17 protein-coding genes are annotated in these 18,964 nt (G+C 35.1%); all 17 read right to left on the reverse strand.

The genetic code is table 11. From position 1 onward, the window contains the following. Positions 1-76 precede the first annotated feature (76 nt). Complete coding sequence (locus tag RCJ96_RS19715; protein ID WP_074606559.1) at positions 77-745, reverse strand: Yip1 family protein; 669 nt, start codon at positions 743-745, stop codon at positions 77-79. A 113-nt stretch (positions 746-858) separates the two neighbouring features. Further along, the gene (locus RCJ96_RS19720) at positions 859-2,061 is read right to left on the reverse strand and encodes an ABC transporter permease (protein ID WP_000054372.1); all 1,203 of its coding nucleotides are present in this window, start codon (positions 2,059-2,061) and stop codon (positions 859-861) included. Further along, complete coding sequence (locus RCJ96_RS19725; protein ID WP_000631616.1) at positions 2,058-2,738, reverse strand: ABC transporter ATP-binding protein; 681 nt, start codon at positions 2,736-2,738, stop codon at positions 2,058-2,060. The genes RCJ96_RS19720 and RCJ96_RS19725 overlap by 4 nt, the downstream gene beginning before the upstream one ends. Further along, positions 2,735-3,928 carry an efflux RND transporter periplasmic adaptor subunit gene (locus tag RCJ96_RS19730; RefSeq protein ID WP_416504029.1) on the reverse strand — a complete coding sequence of 398 codons (1,194 nt, stop codon included), beginning with the start codon at positions 3,926-3,928 and terminating at the stop codon, positions 2,735-2,737. Before RCJ96_RS19730 ends, RCJ96_RS19725 begins: the two co-directional genes overlap by 4 nt. Before the next feature lie 240 nt (positions 3,929-4,168). Next, the gene (gene pgtP / locus RCJ96_RS19735) at positions 4,169-5,503 is read right to left on the reverse strand and encodes an MFS transporter (RefSeq protein WP_416504028.1); all 1,335 of its coding nucleotides are present in this window, start codon (positions 5,501-5,503) and stop codon (positions 4,169-4,171) included. Positions 5,504-5,522: 19 nt separating this feature from the next. Further along, positions 5,523-6,557: an ABC transporter substrate-binding protein gene (locus RCJ96_RS19740; protein WP_416504027.1), complete on the reverse strand. Its 1,035-nt coding sequence runs from the start codon at positions 6,555-6,557 to the stop codon at positions 5,523-5,525. Continuing rightward, a complete protein-coding gene (locus tag RCJ96_RS19745; RefSeq protein ID WP_074541148.1) occupies positions 6,554-7,336 on the reverse strand; it encodes a DUF3919 family protein in 783 nt (260 codons plus the stop codon). The genes RCJ96_RS19740 and RCJ96_RS19745 overlap by 4 nt, the downstream gene beginning before the upstream one ends. Before the next feature lie 66 nt (positions 7,337-7,402). Next, positions 7,403-8,833, reverse strand: a complete 1,431-nt coding sequence (locus RCJ96_RS19750) for a HAMP domain-containing sensor histidine kinase (protein WP_098298439.1) — start codon at positions 8,831-8,833, stop codon at positions 7,403-7,405. Positions 8,834-8,844: 11 nt separating this feature from the next. Continuing rightward, positions 8,845-9,516, reverse strand: coding sequence for a response regulator transcription factor (locus RCJ96_RS19755; RefSeq protein WP_086707030.1), 672 nt, complete (start codon positions 9,514-9,516; stop codon positions 8,845-8,847). Positions 9,517-9,630: 114 nt separating this feature from the next. Next, complete coding sequence (locus RCJ96_RS19760) at positions 9,631-10,449, reverse strand: SGNH/GDSL hydrolase family protein (RefSeq protein ID WP_416504026.1); 819 nt, start codon at positions 10,447-10,449, stop codon at positions 9,631-9,633. 98 nt (positions 10,450-10,547) lie between these two features. Next, on the reverse strand, positions 10,548-11,456 hold the full coding sequence (tagU, locus tag RCJ96_RS19765) for a polyisoprenyl-teichoic acid--peptidoglycan teichoic acid transferase TagU (RefSeq protein WP_446699833.1): 909 nt from the start codon (positions 11,454-11,456) through the stop codon (positions 10,548-10,550). Positions 11,457-11,578: 122 nt separating this feature from the next. Continuing rightward, on the reverse strand, positions 11,579-12,613 hold the full coding sequence (gene galE, locus RCJ96_RS19770; RefSeq protein ID WP_416504025.1) for a UDP-glucose 4-epimerase GalE: 1,035 nt from the start codon (positions 12,611-12,613) through the stop codon (positions 11,579-11,581). A gap of 153 nt (positions 12,614-12,766) precedes the next feature. Beyond that, entirely contained in the window at positions 12,767-14,089 is a 1,323-nt protein-coding gene (locus RCJ96_RS19775; RefSeq protein ID WP_416504024.1) for a UDP-glucose dehydrogenase family protein, read from the reverse strand. Between the two features lie 23 nt (positions 14,090-14,112). Next, the gene (locus tag RCJ96_RS19780; RefSeq protein ID WP_416504023.1) at positions 14,113-14,883 is read right to left on the reverse strand and encodes a glycosyltransferase family 2 protein; all 771 of its coding nucleotides are present in this window, start codon (positions 14,881-14,883) and stop codon (positions 14,113-14,115) included. A gap of 44 nt (positions 14,884-14,927) precedes the next feature. After that, positions 14,928-16,091 (reverse strand): glycosyltransferase family 4 protein, encoded by a 1,164-nt coding sequence (locus tag RCJ96_RS19785; protein ID WP_416504022.1) that lies wholly within the window; start codon positions 16,089-16,091, stop codon positions 14,928-14,930. After that, positions 16,088-17,464, reverse strand: coding sequence for an O-antigen ligase family protein (locus tag RCJ96_RS19790; protein WP_416504021.1), 1,377 nt, complete (start codon positions 17,462-17,464; stop codon positions 16,088-16,090). The genes RCJ96_RS19785 and RCJ96_RS19790 overlap by 4 nt, the downstream gene beginning before the upstream one ends. Before the next feature lie 8 nt (positions 17,465-17,472). Further along, positions 17,473-18,954, reverse strand: a complete 1,482-nt coding sequence (locus RCJ96_RS19795) for an oligosaccharide flippase family protein (protein WP_416504020.1) — start codon at positions 18,952-18,954, stop codon at positions 17,473-17,475. Positions 18,955-18,964: the final 10 nt, after the last annotated feature.

Below are 18,964 nucleotides of genomic sequence, written 5' to 3' on the forward strand. Positions count from 1 at the left end.
AACGGCGATATTTGAAGTATGGTTAAAAATAAAAAAGGTGACTCTTGGAAGAGCCACCTTTTTTATTTTTATTTCCTTATTGGAACATACCTTGTAAAGCTCCCATTCCAAGAGTTAAGACAAAGAAAACAATCGTAATAATTGTCGCCTGTTTTTTAGTTAAGCCTGCTGTAATTTGAAGACCTAGCCATGTAACTACATATCCCCAAATTGTAAACACTTCAAATTTACTTACAATACCTTTTACAACACCACTACTCGAGGCGAAAATTGGTCCTAGGCCAGTGTACATTTCTTGACCCGACCCACCTAAAATATAAGCTAAAATTATATTTATTAATACACCGATTAAGGAAATAACACTTGAATATACAGTAATCGCCAATAATTTTTTATAAGAAGTATCATTGCTCATAAATACCATTAATACTTTATACACTACAGCACTTAGTAAGAAACTAAATCCCATACCAAGAGCACCAACACCGAATCCCATACCATATGTCATTCCAGCTGAAACAGTAACACCTAGTTCCTTATTAAGCTTAATAGCTTCAGGTGTTAGAGAATATACATAAGCAGCAAATCCCCCAACAAGTCCACCTAACAAAACAAGTAACCAAAAAGCCCCCCAAACTGCATTACTCGTCTTCATTCTCTCAAACTGTTCACCTGGAGAAGTAATCATTCCAAATAATGATGGCTTCTTTCCACCTGCATCTTGCGTATTAATATTTGCTTCCATTATAACGCCTCCTTCTATGTATATAACCCGTTCTAACGGGCGGTTCACTTCCTCACATAGAGGCTACGAACCGCCCACTAGAACGGTAGTGTGTAGTTCTACTACACTAGTAATTACTCATAACGTAATGCTTCAATTGGATCTAATTTCGCAGCTTTATTTGCTGGAATTAATCCAAAAATAATACCGAGTGTCATCGAGAATAATACGCCGCCAACGACAACTTCCCATGAAACAAGAGGTGGCCATTTTGCGAATGTGGAAACGATATATGCTCCGCCATATCCAAGACCAATTCCGATTAAGCCGCCTAGAAGTGTTAACATAACTGCTTCAATTAAAAACTGTAATAAAATTTTACTACGCGTTGCCCCAAGTGCTTTACGTATCCCAATTTCACGCGTACGCTCCGTTACAGATACGAGCATAATGTTCATAACGCCAATACCACCAACGACTAATGAAATACCCGCGATACCACCGATAATCATCGTCATAATATTAGTTACTTTAGAAACATTTTCTTGGAATTCTTTTAAGTTCACCAGTTCATATTTACCTGGAATTTCACTTGGCTTACGACTATTTAATACATCAACAGCCTGTTTCCCAGCTGCTTCTAAATCGTCTACATTTTTAGCTTGAATTGCGATGTTTTGAATCTCATCTGTTCCGTATAAAACAGGCCATAACGTAAGAGGGATTAGCGCTTCTTCCATTTCAAATCCCATAAACTCATTATCAGATGTATACACACCGACAATTTGCATTGGCTGCCCCTTCATCTCAATAATTTGTCCAACTGGGTTTACGTCCTTAAATAACGTTTCTTCTGTTTTTGTGCTAATCATCACAACGTTATTTGCATGAGTAATATCTGATTCACTTAAAGTACGTCCCTTTACAACCTTTACTTTATTAACTGCAAAATATTCATTATCAAGACCAATAACATTCAGATTTGCCTTTTTATCATTTACATCAAGCACCTCTGAATTCCGGTTTGTCGTAATAACGTGTGAAACATCTTTCACTTGTTTTACTTCCAAAATATCCTCTTCCGTTAACTTTGGCATTTCAAATCCACCCATAGCAAACTCATCATTAATATCTGGTTGAAATTGAATTGGCATAAGATTATTACCACCAGAACCTGCGAATTTCGACTTCAGCATTGCTTCCCCGCCTTGCCCAATCGCAACGACAGTAATAATGGAACCAACACCGATAATAATACCGAGCATCGTAAGAGCTGAACGCAGTTTATGAGCTAAAATAGAAGAGAGGGCAATTTTTATACTATCTAGTAAACTCATACCGCACACCTTCTATCTTCTGTAATTTTCCCGTCTCGCAGTACAATGCGGCGGGAAGAATACGCTGCTACTTCCTCTTCATGCGTAACCATAACAATCGTTGTACCTTCTGCATTAAGCTTCGTGAAAATATCCATAACTTGCTCACCAGACTTCGTATCAAGCGCACCAGTCGGCTCATCGGCCATAATGAACGTTGGATTATTTGCAATAGCTCTTGCAATTGCTACACGCTGCTTCTGTCCACCTGACAATTCGTTCGGTAAATGATGCACGCGATCTGCTAATCCAACTTTACCAAGCGCCTCTAAAGCACGCTGGCGACGTTCTGCTTTCTTTATGCCACCATATACGAGCGGAAGCTCAACATTTTCGACTGCTGAAAGACGCGGCAGCAAATTAAAGTGCTGAAACACAAAACCGATATATTCATTACGAATTAAAGCAAGCTTTGACTCGTCTGCTGTTAAGATATTCACATCATTCAACATATATTCGCCTTCTGTTGGACGATCTAAACAGCCGATAATATTCATAAGCGTTGACTTACCAGAACCAGACGGTCCCATAATCGAAACGAACTCCCCGCCTTGAATTGTTAAACTAATACCATGCAAAATCGGCACTGCCAATTTTCCTTGATAATACGTTTTAGCAATATTATTTAACGTAATCATTTCTCTTTCACTTCCATTCCGTCATACACATCGTCGGAAGGATTTTTAACCACCTTTTGCCCCACTGTTACGCCTTCAGTAATCTCTGTCCAGTCTCCATCAGTAGAACCTTTTTTCACATTTTGTTTACGAAGCTTTCCTTTATCCTCAACATAAACAAATGCATCATCATCTTTTTCTACAATACTCTTAGTCGGAACAGCAACCATCTTCTTATTCTCTAAATTTACTTGCAGAGAAACGTGATAACCTGGAGATAAACCATCTTGACTATCAAGACTTGCTTTATATGTATATTGAGACATATTTTGAGTCGCTTCACCCATACCGCCAGCTTGCGCCATCTCTGCACTTGTTGGAAATTCACTTACTTCTGTAATCTTACCTGTCCACTTCTTCTTATTATTTGCTTTCGCAGTTACAGTAAATGTTTGATCCTTTTGAATTTGTGACTTTTGAAGCTCTGTTAACGTACCTTGAATTTGGAATGGATCTTTAGAAGCCACTTGTAAAAATGCTTTCCCTTGACCACCTAACGTTTGAGATGAACTTTGTGCTGCATCTTTATCTAACTTTTGAACAACGCCAGCAAAGTTACTATAAATCGTAAGCTCTTTCTGCTTTTTACTTAACTCTTCTTTCTGCAACTTCCCTTTCTCTTTCTCAAGATCCGTTGTCTTTTGCGCTATCTCCAGCTCACTTACTTGCTCTTCCATCGGATCTGTTACTTCTTTCCCAGCTCCGCTATCTTTCGCTTTCTTAATTTCTTTCTTCAGCGAATCAATTTTCTTCTTCCCTTGATCATAACGCATATCTGCCATCTTCTGATCCAGCTCAGCTTGCTTCATTTGAAGATTAATCTCTTCATTATCATAAGAGAATAACTTCGCACCTTTCTCTACCTCTTGCCCTTCTTTTACCTCAATATCTTTCACTTTTCCTTTGGCTGGATCCGCATAAAAACTTTCAATATTCCCAGGCTTCACCTGACCAGAAATTAACTTCGTATTATTCAGCTTACGCTCCGTTACCTTCTCGAAACTTACAGCATCAGCAGATGTTGATGCCCCCTTCTTCTTCCCTTGCATTACAAAAATATTAACTGCTGCTACAATAACAATTAGTGCAATAACCCCGATAATAATCCATTTCTTCTTCTTGTTTGGAGTACGAACCGTATTTGGTACCATATTCTCTCTCCTTTTTATAACTTAATAGTTTAATATAAAAATTGTATAAAACTTTCTGAAAATGAATTACATATTATTACATTCTTTTTACAAAGTTTTACACATCCATTTATATTGTAACAAAAATTCCAATGATTAGAAATATGACATTATGTCTTTTAAGATAGATTTAAGGAAAGATTATAATAATATAAGAAAAGCTATCCAAAATAATAATTGGATAGCTTTTCAAACAAAATATTACGCCGCTTTAGGAGCTTTGCTCTCATGTCCACGCTGAACGATGAACAAGAAGATCGTTGATAAAATAGCACCTGTTAATAGTAAGATAAAGCAACCATCCCAGCCAGAACGATCAACAATAACACCAATTACTGCGTTTGCTACAAGACTTCCGCCTACGTAACCGAACAGACCACACATACCAACTGTCGTACCTACTGCAAATTTCGGTACTAATTCCATCGCACTTAAACCGATTAAGAATTGTGGTACATAAATTAAACAACCGATAATAGAAACTGCAATACTTACAACAAGTATGCTAGTTGCTTGCCAATATACAAACGTACCAATAACAACTCCGACCATACTAATGATACATAATGGCATACGTTTTCCTTTAAATAATTTATCACTTAAAAGACCAACGATTAATGAACTTGGAATTGCCATACCTTCAAAGATTGCGTACGCCGCATGTGCTTCATTTTTTGAGAAACCTTTAACTGTCGTTAAATAAAGTGGAACCCAGTTAATAACGCCGAAACGAATTAAATAAACGAATGCATTTGCAATACATAAGAACCATACAAATTTATTTTTCACTACATACTTCATTAAAATTTCTTTTGGTGACATCTTGTTAGCATGATCTGCTTTTTCAAGATTTTCATAGTCATTACGATACTCATCAATTGGAGGAAGACCTTCTGATTCCGGTGTATCCTTCGCATTAATCCAAACAAGAACTGCAATTACCATTGCGATAATCGCTGGGAAAATAAACACGCCGCCTTGCCAATGGTTTTCACCAAAAATACCTACACCAATTCCGACAAGTGGTGGCACAAGCATTCCACCAACGTTATGTGAAATATTCCAAAGACCTGTTTTCGTACCACGTTCTTTCTTCGAGAACCATTTCGTCATAACGATACTACAAGGAGGTGCACCCATACCTTGTACAATACCATTCACAACAAGTAATGTAACAATCATCCCAAATGAAGATGCAAAACCGAAGCAAATATTTACAAGCCCTGATAAGAATAAACCGACTGCGATAAAGCGCTGGGCGAAAGCTTTATCTGATAAATTCCCCATAAAGAACTTACTAAATCCATAAACAATTGCCATTACTGAACCTAGTAGACCAATTTGAGCTGTACTAAAACCATATTCTTGTACTAAATACGTACTTGATAACGTAAAGTTACTACGAACTAAATAATAAGCAGCATATCCAACTGAAATTCCGATTAACACACGAATACGTAGTAATCGATATACACGGTCGATCATATCCGCAGGCAATCTTTCAATTGCAGGTGCTGGCTTGAGCCATTTAAACATATTCTTTCGTCTCCTTTTCTCACTTCTGAGAGAGACGTTGTCTATTCCATATCTCGATTATTCCACTATTTGATATATGTTGGTTCGTTCTTCTAACCGGCTGTCCTTCTATTTCTTTCTCGTTCTTCGCAAACATCGTTGGCACGCCAAACGAAACCTTTTCTAAAATGTGACCCGCTTCTTCTGATAAACAATAATCAATAAATAAATCCGCAATAATACCATTCGGTGCACGTTTTAGTTTCGAAATCGCATTAACAGATAACCCTGTTTGCTCAGGTACGATACTTACAACTGGAAAACCTTGTTTTTGAAGCATTCTCTGATCTCCCATGAAATTGATGCCTATCATATACTCACCACTCGCAACAAGCTCTACTGGCATGTAACCATTCACCGTTACTTCACCAACTTGCCCTGCAAAGCTCTTAACATATTCTTTCGCTTTCTCTTCACCTACAGTATCAATAAGTGATTGAAAAAACGTATAGGCTGTTCCTGAAACATTTGGATCTGGCATAACAATCTTTCCCTTATATACTGGATTTAATAAATCTTGCCACCTTGATGGATAAGGAAGTCCGAGCGGGGCTAATTCTTCGTTCCACCGCTCTTTATTGATCGCAATTGCCAGCTTCTCTACTTCATAACCGTACCAATAACCATCTTTATCTTTCACAGTTTTTGAAATACGGTTCGCATGCTGACTCGTAACAGGAATAGATAGATTTTTTTGCTTCATCATTTGATGCGCGTCTACCGTACCGCCAATAATAATATCCGCTTTCGGATTTCCAGCTTCCTCTTCTACCCTCCGAAGAAGCTCTTCTGTCGAAAGACGAATAAATTCATACGTACAGCCGCGTGGTTTACAAAATGATGAAAGCAACGCTTCCCCAACTTCCTCGCGAGCCGCTACATACGCAACAAGATGACGATCATTCAAAATAGGGAGACCACTTTTATTATATTTAATAGAGGTTGTATCTCGAGAGCAACTAGACATCGCTCCTCCTATTACTAGCAAAAAGAAGAAAAAGGCTATCTTTCTCATGACACATTCTCCTTTACAAATACATTTGCGAGGGAGCTTTTCATATACATGACATTCCCATTATTATCACCGAGATATTGCACAACAAAATACGATGGATACACAGAAATAGTAAGAATGTCTTCACGCTCATTCTTTATACGCTTACCAGTTTTATAAGCGGTAACATAAGCGATCGGTTCATTCTGTGATTGTAATAACTTCTGAATTTCTCCGTAATCTGTAATTTGCTTTGCATACCGAATCGAATCAAGTATGTGCGTAACATTCACCGCACGTTCTACATCACCTTGACGTACTATGACATCCTGTGCTGACGCAAAAAAATCATGAATACGTTCTGGTGTGTAATACAGGCTTAACAAATACGTTTGCAATGCTGAAATCATTGGATCCGTACCATTCTTTCCGTACATATCAGCCCCGTACTGGAACAAGTCACCTACTGCAAAAGTACGTTTCTGTCCATTCAAGTACGTTACTTCTCCAGTAAATACTTGTTCTTGATTCTTAGCTTCACTCGGATTGATTTGAATTCGGTCAAAGAATGAAACAATCGTATGCAAACGAACTTCATCCGTTATAACAATTTCTCCCCACTTTTCATGCCTAACCTTCATTTCAGTAGGCAGGGATTCATTCACTCTTTGTAAAACAGCTTGTTTGTCATTCACAATTGTGATCCGATTATATATTTGCTTCTCCATCACATAAAACAAAATAAGAGAAACAATGATACAAAAGACAAACATAAGAATTTGAAATGATAGCCTTTTCATTTCTGCCTACCTCCAAGATAAAAAAACGTTGTTTCGAAAATATCGCATAATTGTTTCATAAATGTATCATTTAACCGCTTTCAAGTTTTTTATGTCTTCCATCCGTCTCGGAAGTAAGAATGTAATAAATATGGTAGTACCAACCTCTTCACTACTCTCAATTCGCATACTTCCGCCCTGCTTATTCATAATCTCCTGACAAATATACAAACCATACCCGTTCCCGTAACTAGAAGAAAGTACCTTCCCTTCTGGCGATTCATTCCACTCTGCCAGCACCCCTTCATCGATACCAATGCCATCATCATGAACAAACACTTTCGCCTCACGCTCATTTACAATGACATTCATACGAATTTGCGCAGCGTCGCTATATTTTATCGCATTATCAAGCACATTTAAGAAGATCTGTTTCGTCTTATCGAAATCGGCAACAACATATACATCTGTTAACTCATTGATAACTTCAATCTCAAATTTCTGCAGACGAGGTTTCACGATTGAAACTGCTTCTTCGGCTAATTCCTTTATATTCACAACTGTAGGTGATATTTCAAACGTACTCGTCCCGTACTTTGAAGACTTAAGTAATTCCTCTACAAGTGATAATAAACGCTCACTTTCTACAGCTACATAGCGCAAGCTCTCCTGTACATCTTCCTTCGCCTTTAACTTCGGAATTAAATCCACATAGCCAATAATCGCCGTTAGCGGTGTTTTTAGCTCATGCGTAATGCGGTCTAAGAAATCTTTCTGCTTCTCTTTCTCTTCCTTCAATTGCTTAATATGTAGTTCAATCCCATCAGCCATCGCATTAAAAGACGCTGAAAGCTGCGCAATTTCCACATATTCATTTAACTCAATCTTACTTTTATAATCACCATTCGCAAGCCGGTGCGCCATTTGTCTTAACTGATCAATCGGCTTATGAAGAGACTTTGCCAAACGAATTGCAAAGAAAATACCTGCAGCTACGAGACAAAGAGATGTCATTAAGAACGTCCAGCCGACATTTGTTAACACTTCCTTCTCACCCGTTAACTCATTTATAAAACGAACACTTCCAATGACATCGTTTCCATAATAAACTGGGCTTGAAAACAAAAGAATTGGAGCTGGATCTCCCTCTTCAAAAACATAAGATTTCTTCCCCTTCAAAGAGCTCTCAATATCAATATTCCGATGAAGAAGTGCTCCCTTTTGCGTATCCGCCACAACATCTCCATTCTTCCCAATCATCTGTACACGGACATCCATGCGCTTCGCTAAATACGAAGCAATTAAAAGTGAATTCGGACCTAGCGTCTCTACCTCTGCTTCCTTCTCTAAATAGTTCATCGTATAAATTTGTGCTTCTACACTTAACTTTTCTAAAGAATTTGCCGCATTATGATACATATTCTTCTCTAACGTAATATAAACAACTGCGTACAAAAGAACAAAAATCGGGATTAACAGTCCAACAATTCCAAACACCATATTTCTTTTTAAAGACATATCATCACCACTTAACAATCCAGTTTATAGCCAACGCCATAAATCGTCTTAATATATTCCCCGCTCTTCCCGAGCTTCTTCCGCAGTCTTTGCACCATAATATCAACCGCTCTCGTATTTCCGATATACTCAAATCCCCATACTTTCTCAAGTAGCTCATCTCTCATAAATACACGTTGCGGATTTGAAACAAACAACTGACATAAATTAAACTCCCTGTACGTTAACTGAACCTCTTGTCCACTCACATGCACTTTTCTTTCCTTAGGGCAAATCGTTATCTCTCCCGCCCCAATTACTTCATGGCTTACCGTTACCTCTTTCTTCTTCACGCGCCGCGTCATATTCTTGACCCGAAGAATAAGCTCCGCATAATTAAATGGCTTCGTCACGTAATCATCTGCACCAAGCTGCAAGCCAAGCAATTTATCATTCATCTGACTCTTCGCAGTTAACATGAGCACTGGAATATCACGATCCTTCTCCCGGAACAAACGAAGTAACTCATACCCATCTGTATCTGGAAGCATAACATCCAAAATTAAAACATCCGGTCCTTCCTTCCATCTCTCTAAAGCTTCTCTCCCGTCAGCCGCCGTAAGCACTTCATATCCTTCCATCTCAAGCTGCATTCGAATTAAATTACGAATACTCGACTCATCATCCACTACAAGTATTTTCATTGTTCTCCTCCTTCCATCCTGTATTATAGTACAGTTTAGTATAGCAAAAATCTTATAAAAAAAGAGAGGGTATTGTCGAACATATGTTGAACGACAATACCCTCTCCCCTTTTATTATTTAGCTACAAAATAATCCGTTACATATTGTGCCCAAACTTCATGACCTTTAGCAGTTGGGAAACCAAACTCTTCTTTTAAGTATGGTAGGATAGCCTTTGTTGTTGCATCTGGCCACGCTCCCCAATGATCAATATATGTATAATTATTTTGCATCGCAAATTGTTTTAACGCTTCAATCGCTTTCGGATAATTCTTCGCACCATACACTGGGTTTGGTGGTTGAATCATAATCGTAGCACCCTTCGCACTAGTAGAAAGTGCTTGTACAAATTTCTGCGTACTCGGAACTGAGTTTCCATTACCAGTCTTACCATTGTCGGTAATAAATGGTGGCTCGAATAAAATCACATCTGGATTTTCTTTTGCAATCTCTTTATCACGCTTATTTGCGATTAACTCTTCTGTACTTTCACCCTTATATTCTTTGACTGTCACATTCCATAACCCTTTACCATAAGAAGCATCTAGGTTAGCAGTTAACTTAGCTGCCCAAGCATCTTTTGCAGATGAAGAAGCTTCATCACCAACAATAACAAGATTTACTGCCTTTTTATCCTCAGCAGCTTTCTTTACCTTATCTTTCACTTCATCCGGTAAATTCTTCGCGTATGCCTCATTAAAAGATGACTTCGCATCTTGTTTTTTCTCTGTTTTCTTCGCACCGCTATCTTTCACTTCAGACTTTGTTTTCGTCACTTCACTCGTTTGTCCTGTCGCATTCGCAATCTTCTTATTCCAGTATAATTTACCACTCACAACCGAAGCGACAAACAATACAAAAATAACTAGGACAAGTACTGCTTTCTTATTCATCGATTCACCTCATCTATTATTCTCACAACATATAATACTAATATAAATTCACGCAAAAATAAACCCAACTCCTACCAAAGGAGTTGGGTTATTACATATTACTTAGTCACTTCAAGGTGCGCTCTTAACTTATTCGTAATATCTTGTTTCGCTGCATCTGGAACGTAGTAGTACCAAATACCATCAGCGGCTTTGTGGCCGTCACCTGGGATTTGGATTTCCTCACTATTTTTCAAGCAATCTTTATAGTTCTTTTGCATATCAAACATTTGATCTTGCGTTAAGTTTGTCTTCACATTCTTTTGAATCGCTGTTAATACATTACCATAGCTTGATAAAGAAGAGAAGCTTGCGCCTTTCTTAATAACAGCCTGCATCACTTGACGTTGACGCATTTGACGCCCGAAGTCGCCGCGTGGATCTTCTTTACGCATACGTGTGAATGCTAGAGCTTGATCACCAGTTAAGTGGATATTCCCTTTTTGGAAGTGCTTTCCTTCTAGAGAAAACTCTAAATCATTATTTACATCTACACCGCCTACTGCATCGACAATATCCTTAAATCCTTCCATATTCACTTCAATATAGTAGTTAATAGGTACATTTAAGAACTTTTCTACAGTTGCGACAGACATATCTACTCCACCAAATGCATAAGCATGGTTAATTTTATCACTTTTCCCTTTTCCAACAATTTCAGTATACGTATCACGAGGAATACTTACAGTTTTCATTGAATTATTTTTAGGATTTAAAGTAATAACCATTAAAGAATCTGAGCGTCCTTTATCTTCACCACGTTCATCAGCTCCTAGTAATAGGATAGATACGGGTTCAGATTTATTAATTTTTTCTTCTTGTTTATTACCTTCATCACGCTTTAATGGTTTATGAACTTCATCTAATGTTTTTGAGACTTTGGAATATACATTATAGGCATATACTCCGCCGCCTATAATTATTACTCCTATAATCCCCAGTATCCATAATAGGATTTTCTTTTTCATAGTTTTAACCTTCTTTCTTTAGGCACTACTATCAAATTATTATGATGTCAAAATACATTATACATGTAATTGAATTTTGAAGCCAAACTATATTGATAGATGTATGAAATTTTTAGCACCCTTTAACGAACCTTCGAGTTAATAACCTCTTGATATCCATCCTTATTTTCAGATTGCCATCTCCAAGAATCTGCACACATTTCTTCTAATCCATATGTTGCTTCCCAGCCTAACTCACGCTTTGCTTTCGATGCATCAGCAAAGCATATCGCCACATCACCAGGACGACGCTCCGTAATTTTATAAGGCACTTTTTTGCCTGAAACCTTTTCAAATGCTTCAACCATCTCTAGTACACTATACCCTGTACCTGTGCCCAGGTTATAAGCATCTACTCCTGTTGTATTCAGTACCTTCTCTAGCGCTTTTACGTGACCTTTTGCTAAGTCTACAACATGAATATAATCACGGACGCCTGTTCCATCTTTCGTTGGGTAGTCATTTCCAAATACACTTAATTCTTTTAGCTTACCTACTGCCACTTGTGTAACATATGGCATTAAGTTATTTGGAATTCCATTTGGATCCTCTCCAATACGTCCACTTTCATGTGCACCAAATGGGTTGAAATAGCGAAGTAATGCGATACTCCATTCTGTATCTGCAAATGCCACATCACGCATCATTTGTTCAATCATTAATTTCGTTTGACCATATGGATTTGTTGCACTTAATGGAAATTCTTCCGTAATTGGTGATGTTTCTGGAACACCGTATACTGTTGCAGATGAACTAAAAATCATCTTCTTCACATTACGCTTTTGCATCACTTCACATAATACTAATGTGCTAATAATATTATTATGATAATACGTTAATGGCTTTGCTACCGATTCTCCTACAGCCTTTAAACCTGCAAAGTGAATCACAGCCTCAATTGCATTTTCCTCAAAAATTTTATTCAGTGCCTCGTAGTTTACAAGATCCTCTTTATAAAACTTGAATTGTTTCCCCGTTATCTCTTTTACTCGATTAATAGACTCTACTGAACTGTTTGACAAATTATCTACTACAATAATTTCATAACCAGTATTCAGTAATTCTACACATGTATGACTCCCAATATATCCTGCTCCACCTGTTACAAGTATTGCCATACTTCCAAACCTCCCGTTACTACATATCCCTATAATAAGCATATAAAAAATTAACCTAGCTATATAATTTTAAATAGCTAGGTTAATAAAACAACTTCTTAATTTACAAAACATATTCTTACAGATTCTCATTCATGTAATTTATTTTTATAATTATAAAGAAACTTTTTCACGAACTACAGCTGGTCTTCCTACTGAATAGTAGTCTACATTAAATTTCTTCACGTATTCTAAGCCATGGCAATTACGTCCATCAAAAATAATAGGTTGTTTCATTAATTTGATGTACTGTTCAATAGGGAATTCCTTTATATCATCCCATTCAGTTACAATAAGTGTTACATCGGCATCTTTAACTGCTACTTCAACAGAAGATGCATATTGAACCTCATTAGGTAATATTTTCTTTGCATTTTCAGTAGCAATTGGATCATAAGCTACGACATTTGCACCCATTTTCACTAAATTATCTGCAATAACAATTGATGCTGCTTCTCTCATATCATCAGTATTTGGTTTAAAAGCTAAACCAAGCATAGCAACTTGTTTTCCTTCTATATCACCTAATACATTTTTTATCTTTTCAACAAGTGATGCCTGCTGATTATTATTTACTGTAATAACTGATTTTAACAGATCAAAATCATGCTCTACATTACCAGCAATTTGTATTAAAGCATGTGTATCTTTTGGAAAACAAGAACCACCATATCCAATACCCGCTTTTAAAAATTGTGTACCAATTCTTTTATCTAATCCCATACCATTAGCTACATGCTCTACATCCGCACCTAACTTTTCGCAAATATTAGCAATTTCATTAATAAAACTTATTTTTGTAGCTAAGAAAGCATTTGCTGCATATTTAATCATTTCTGAACTTCTAATTGTTGTTTTAAAAACAGGAACATTAAAAGGTTTATTTACTTCTTCCATAACATCGGCAATTTTGACATCATCAGCGCCAATAACTATACGATCTCCATAAAAACTATCGTGAATTGCAGAACCCTCTCTTAAAAATTCTGGATTTGATACCATGCTAATTTTCACATCTGATTTTAAATTTTGCTGAATTAAATTTTTAACATGATCATTTGTACCAACTGGAACCGTACTTTTAATTACTATAATCGAATCTTTTTTTAGATTATTAGCAATATCCAAAGCAACTTGCTCAATATATTGTAAATTAGCTGAACCATCTGCTTGCTGTGGAGTACCTACTGCTATATAAATAACATCTGCTTCTTCAATTCCTTGGCGACAATCCGTTGTAAATAACAATCTATTTTCATTAATATTTTTACTCATCAATTCATCTAAGCCTGGTTCATATATTGGTGAAATGCCAGCTTTCATTCTAGTAACTTTATGTTCATCGATATCAATACATGTTACACGATGTCCAATATCTGATAAACATACACCTGTTACTAATCCTACATAACCAGTTCCAAAAATCGCTATATTCATAGTTAATTCCTCACCTTTATTATCTACTTATTTTTTTTAAAAGCATTAAAAGCATATAAAATAAAATATAGAAACTTCCTAACAATATTTAAATCTTTCTGTCCCCACAAAACCTTCAAATAATTCCCTGCCGCTTTAAGTTTATTTCTAGAAACTGATCCCTGTACAATTCTATATTTAGCCAGCGACTCTTGAATACCGTACGCCTTAAATCCTGTTCTTAATATTTCCAACCATAAGGCTGTATCCTCAGGTTTAACATTTGGCATTCTAAATTCACCAATTTTTTCTTTATTTAGCATTACCGTTAAACAACCAATTATTGTATTTCCTAAAAGTTCATTGTATCTAATCTCATTAGGGGCTTTTACCTCTTTTCCTAAGCTATTACCATGTTCATCTATAACCTCATAACCACAAAAAGAGAACGCAATATCTTTTTCTTCCATGAATTTAATTTGCTTTTCTAATTTTGTATATTCCCATATATCATCACTATCCAAAAATGCTATGTAAGTTCCCCTAGCAATTTCTATTCCCTTATTCCTCGCCACTGCAGCCCCTGAGTTTTTTTCCAATTCTAAAAGTTTGATCCTATTATCAATTTCTTCGTAAGCTTTAACAATTTCCCTTGTATTATCTTGAGAACAATCATCTATTACTATAAGTTCCCACTTTTGAAATGTTTGTTTTACTACAGATTTGATTGTTTGTTTTATAAATTCCTCACTATTATATGAAGGTGTAATTATAGAAACCTTAGGTACTATTTCTTTTTCTATTTCTTTTTCCATTCAAACTCCCCTAATTCTTATGATTATATTACTTTAGACTAAACTTATTTTTTGTTCCAAACCCCATGGTAATTTTCAGCTACTTTATCCCACGTATATTTCTCATAAGCTTTAATATAACCGTTTTCGACACATTGATTTCTGAAATCTTCATTTTCAATCATATAATCTAATTTCATTGCTAAATCATCGCTATTATTTTCCTCAAATATCAAACCTACATCACTCACAACATCAGGTATTGATCCACTACTTGAGCCTATAATAGGAATTTTACATGCCATCCCTTCTACCAATACCCTACCAAATTGTTCTGCCCAAGGAATTTGTAAGAAAGGTAAAACCTTTGCTAATTTACTTCCTGCATACTTCATCTGCTTAGAAGGTAAAACCAATACATCCATACAAGACATATAAATCGGTAATTTTAATTGTTCTACATAATCAATAATTACAACCCTATCCTCAATGCCTAATCGTTTAATTTTTTCTATTAAATTTTCTTTTTCGGGTCCTCTACCAATCATAAACAATTTAGCATCTTTATTTTTAATCTGGGCAAACGCCTCTATCAAATTATATATTCCTTTTTGCAAAGTAAAGTTACCAACATACCCTATTACAAAATTATCTAAACCTAATTTTATTTTCAATTCTACATCCAACTGTGGAGAAAAAACTTCCTTATCAAATCCATTAGGAATAACTGTAACTTCCCCCTCGTATCCCTTTTGTCTCAAAACATCAATTGCTTGAGTTGATACAGGACAAATATGATTCACATTTTTATAGGAAATTTTTTCGATTAAAGAGAATGGAAAAATATATTTATGATATATATTTTGTGCCGCACGAATAGTTAGCCTCGCTTCAGGACAATACTTTTTTTTAAGTTTAATTGCTTGCCAAGTACTAATATATCCAGCTTCCCCTATAATATGGATAACATCCGGTTTTTGTTTAAATAACTCTTTTATTTCCGAGGGGAATATTGCCGTAGCTGCATGACCTGTTAGCTTCTCTGCCATCCCCTTATATATTTTTACATTCACATTTCTTTGCTTTATTTCTTCTAGTCTATTCAATCCTTTATCCGAGGGAGTTGTAGTAGCTACCGTAAGTTGTACACCATCAAGATCAGCTACTCCCTTTAAATAGCTATTCCAAACCTCAACCCACGCACCACAACATAATATTAAAACTTTCACTCTAACCTCTCCTTATTTAAAAGTATATCCTCCGAAGACTCATTCCAACTTTTACCGAAATTCAAAACACTAACTATTAATGCTGGTAATAAACCTATTAACCAATGTCCGTCCCTAGGTGCATCAAACTGTGCTGTAAACACCCATCCTATATAAAATCCTAGAAATGCAAGAACTAAATTTTTATGAATTGTCCCTATATAATTTGCTTTTTCTTTAAGGGATTTGATTACATGAATAGTTGTTACTAGTGGTAATACAAGAAATAGAATTGTCCCAATAAGCCCCATATTTACTAACAAAGTAGCATAATAACTATGAAAAGTTGGACCTGGTCTAATTACTCCCTTGGTTCCTACAAGCATGGCCTCATACCTTTGTCCAAAACCAGCCCCTATAATAGGATAATTATTAAAAACTTCTCTATATGCAACTAATCTCTCTGCGCCTCTATATCCCTCACCCCTAGTCATTTGATAAAATACAAAGTCTAATCCTTTACCACCTGGTTGTATAATATCAAATAGTAATAGGGCTAAGATAGAACAAGAAATTAAGCTAATAATAATTTTTGTGCGATTCTTATGGAAAAGAATTAACATAAATAAACTAGCAAGTACAGGAACTATGAAACGCCTAGACCCACCAATTATGATATCCGATAAAAATAAAATAATTAAAATCGCATAAAATAACTTAGCTTTCAATTTCCCTTTGCTAATGATTAAAATAATGAGTGGAACTATAACGATATGAGAAATATATCCACCAATTGCAGCACTTCCAACCACTAAACGATCATCTGCAGTTAAAGAAAATAAGGCCATAATTATGGCCATTATCGTTAATAAATACAAATTAATTTTCACTGATTTTTCATCTACTAATGTTAATTTAGTAATAAAATAATAAATAGGAATCTGTTGAATTGCCCAAACTGAAATTAATATATCTTTACCAGCATGGCCATTATAAATCCCATAACACAATTCAAATATTCCCCACAAAAAGAAGATGAACATAAAAAAGTCTATTGGTGATTTGGAGATGGATTTATAAGTTGAGAAATTCATTATTGTTTTAAAAGCTAACACTAACAACAATAACGAAAAGATAGCAAATTTGATTACTACTAATACTGTTACATCAACATTTAAAAACATCACTATATTTATAACTAAAATTGTTATTGATAACCATATCGGGGGATACCACATAAGTATGATAATTAAAATTGGGATACCAATTAATAAACCCGTCAATAAATTATGAAACGCAGGATATGCTAAGGTTGTTAATAACGCTCCCACAAAGCACAAAATAGAGATTTTAAACAATTTTGCGTTGTGATTCAAATTATTGTTCTTGACCATCTAATCACCTAATTTTTTAATAATAGATTTAACTCTTTCTTAGTAATTAATTTAGTTTTATAAGCTACATAATAATAACTAGTAAATACTATAGCACTTAAAGACAGACTCAATATGATGCTTAAATGGGAATTAATCATGTATAAGCTACCACCTAATACTAGGTTTAAAATTAACCCCTTCCATAACAGGGATAATTTAAAGTTTATTCCACCGACATTTAAACCCATTTTTGTATATATCAAGTATAAATAAAAAATCAATAAAGCTAAGTATGGAATAATTTTACTGAAAGCAGCTCCTTCAATTCCAAATTGTGGAATTAAAATGTAATTTAAAGAAACATTTATAATAGCAATTATAGGCAGTGCTATAGATCTATATTTAGCATATCCTATATAATCATAAATACCGTTCAGTAAATCTACACTTACCAGCACAACGTAATAGATTGCATACCATTTTAAAACATTAATTGATTCAAAATAGTTTTCTCCAAATAAAAATAAGATTATATTATTCGCACCAAAGAACATCCATAGCGTTAAAGGGATAAAAAGAATACAGATTAACTTTATTAACTTTGATAAAAAAAGTATTTGTCTCGAATTATCCTTAATTTTTGTAAAACTAACTGAAACCATTTTTCCAATGGCCCAAGCCGGTGCTCTAGAAGCCTCAATTACCAATCTTGTTACTGAATACCACGCCACATGTTTAGGGCTAAAAAACATAGATATCATCATGATATCAGAGTTATTAAATATAAAATTAGACATTTCTATAAAAATAAAAGCAAAAGCATATTGCAATACATTCTTTATATTAATAAAGAAGTCACTTACTCCCTGCTCTATCTTATTAAAATCTATAATAGCCCTATAAAATATACCAATTGGGATAAGCAGACTTATTAAACCAGAAATAACTTGCCCTAATAATACTCCTTTAAAACTAAAACCATTTAAAACCAAAATAATAGGTAATATTAATCTTCCTAACGCATTAAAAGTCAGAATATTGGTTAAAACTATTTGTTTCTTGATTGAGTTTAACAAATGCTCATAATATAATATAAACCCATTAGATAATGTCAATAATGATATCAGTAATAATGTCTTATTATCAAAGTTAACTTTATATAGCTTCTCAAAAAAATATTCATTACTAATCAAAAGAATTACTACGCCACATAAATAACAAACAACCTGTAAAAACAATCCACTTATAATATATTGTGTTTTCTCTTTCTCACTATTTGCATTTAAAATATGTTTAGCCGTAGAGACCGAAATACCACTGTGAAAAACTATAGTAAAAAAGGTAACAATGCTTGTTACTAAATTTATTAGTCCATAATTTTCAGGATTCATAAACCGTGCCAATAAAATCCCTGCTAAACCACCTAAAATAATTTGAATAATTCTTGACGTCATTAATCTAACTGTTATATTTTTACTAAACAATTTTTTCTTTAACAAGACAGACATTTTTTAATAC

Source organism: Bacillus sp. BSL6 (assembly GCF_052928345.1).

Excerpts from the sequence above, each read along its gene's own strand:
- RCJ96_RS19715 (WP_074606559.1), bottom strand. The coding sequence starts at position 745 with ATGGAAGCAAATATTAATACGCAAGATGCAGGTGGAAAGAAGCCATCA.
- RCJ96_RS19720 (WP_000054372.1), bottom strand. The coding sequence starts at position 2,061 with ATGAGTTTACTAGATAGTATAAAAATTGCCCTCTCTTCTATTTTAGCT.
- RCJ96_RS19725 (WP_000631616.1), bottom strand. The coding sequence starts at position 2,738 with ATGATTACGTTAAATAATATTGCTAAAACGTATTATCAAGGAAAATTG.
- RCJ96_RS19730 (WP_416504029.1), bottom strand. The coding sequence starts at position 3,928 with ATGGTACCAAATACGGTTCGTACTCCAAACAAGAAGAAGAAATGGATT.
- pgtP (WP_416504028.1), bottom strand. The coding sequence starts at position 5,503 with ATGTTTAAATGGCTCAAGCCAGCACCTGCAATTGAAAGATTGCCTGCG.
- RCJ96_RS19740 (WP_416504027.1), bottom strand. The coding sequence starts at position 6,557 with ATGAGAAAGATAGCCTTTTTCTTCTTTTTGCTAGTAATAGGAGGAGCG.
- RCJ96_RS19745 (WP_074541148.1), bottom strand. The coding sequence starts at position 7,336 with ATGAAAAGGCTATCATTTCAAATTCTTATGTTTGTCTTTTGTATCATT.
- RCJ96_RS19750 (WP_098298439.1), bottom strand. The coding sequence starts at position 8,833 with ATGTCTTTAAAAAGAAATATGGTGTTTGGAATTGTTGGACTGTTAATC.
- RCJ96_RS19755 (WP_086707030.1), bottom strand. The coding sequence starts at position 9,516 with ATGAAAATACTTGTAGTGGATGATGAGTCGAGTATTCGTAATTTAATT.
- RCJ96_RS19760 (WP_416504026.1), bottom strand. The coding sequence starts at position 10,449 with ATGAATAAGAAAGCAGTACTTGTCCTAGTTATTTTTGTATTGTTTGTC.
- tagU (WP_446699833.1), bottom strand. The coding sequence starts at position 11,456 with ATGAAAAAGAAAATCCTATTATGGATACTGGGGATTATAGGAGTAATA.
- galE (WP_416504025.1), bottom strand. The coding sequence starts at position 12,613 with ATGGCAATACTTGTAACAGGTGGAGCAGGATATATTGGGAGTCATACA.
- RCJ96_RS19775 (WP_416504024.1), bottom strand. The coding sequence starts at position 14,089 with ATGAATATAGCGATTTTTGGAACTGGTTATGTAGGATTAGTAACAGGT.
- RCJ96_RS19780 (WP_416504023.1), bottom strand. The coding sequence starts at position 14,883 with ATGGAAAAAGAAATAGAAAAAGAAATAGTACCTAAGGTTTCTATAATT.
- RCJ96_RS19790 (WP_416504021.1), bottom strand. The coding sequence starts at position 17,464 with ATGGTCAAGAACAATAATTTGAATCACAACGCAAAATTGTTTAAAATC.
- RCJ96_RS19795 (WP_416504020.1), bottom strand. The coding sequence starts at position 18,954 with ATGTCTGTCTTGTTAAAGAAAAAATTGTTTAGTAAAAATATAACAGTT.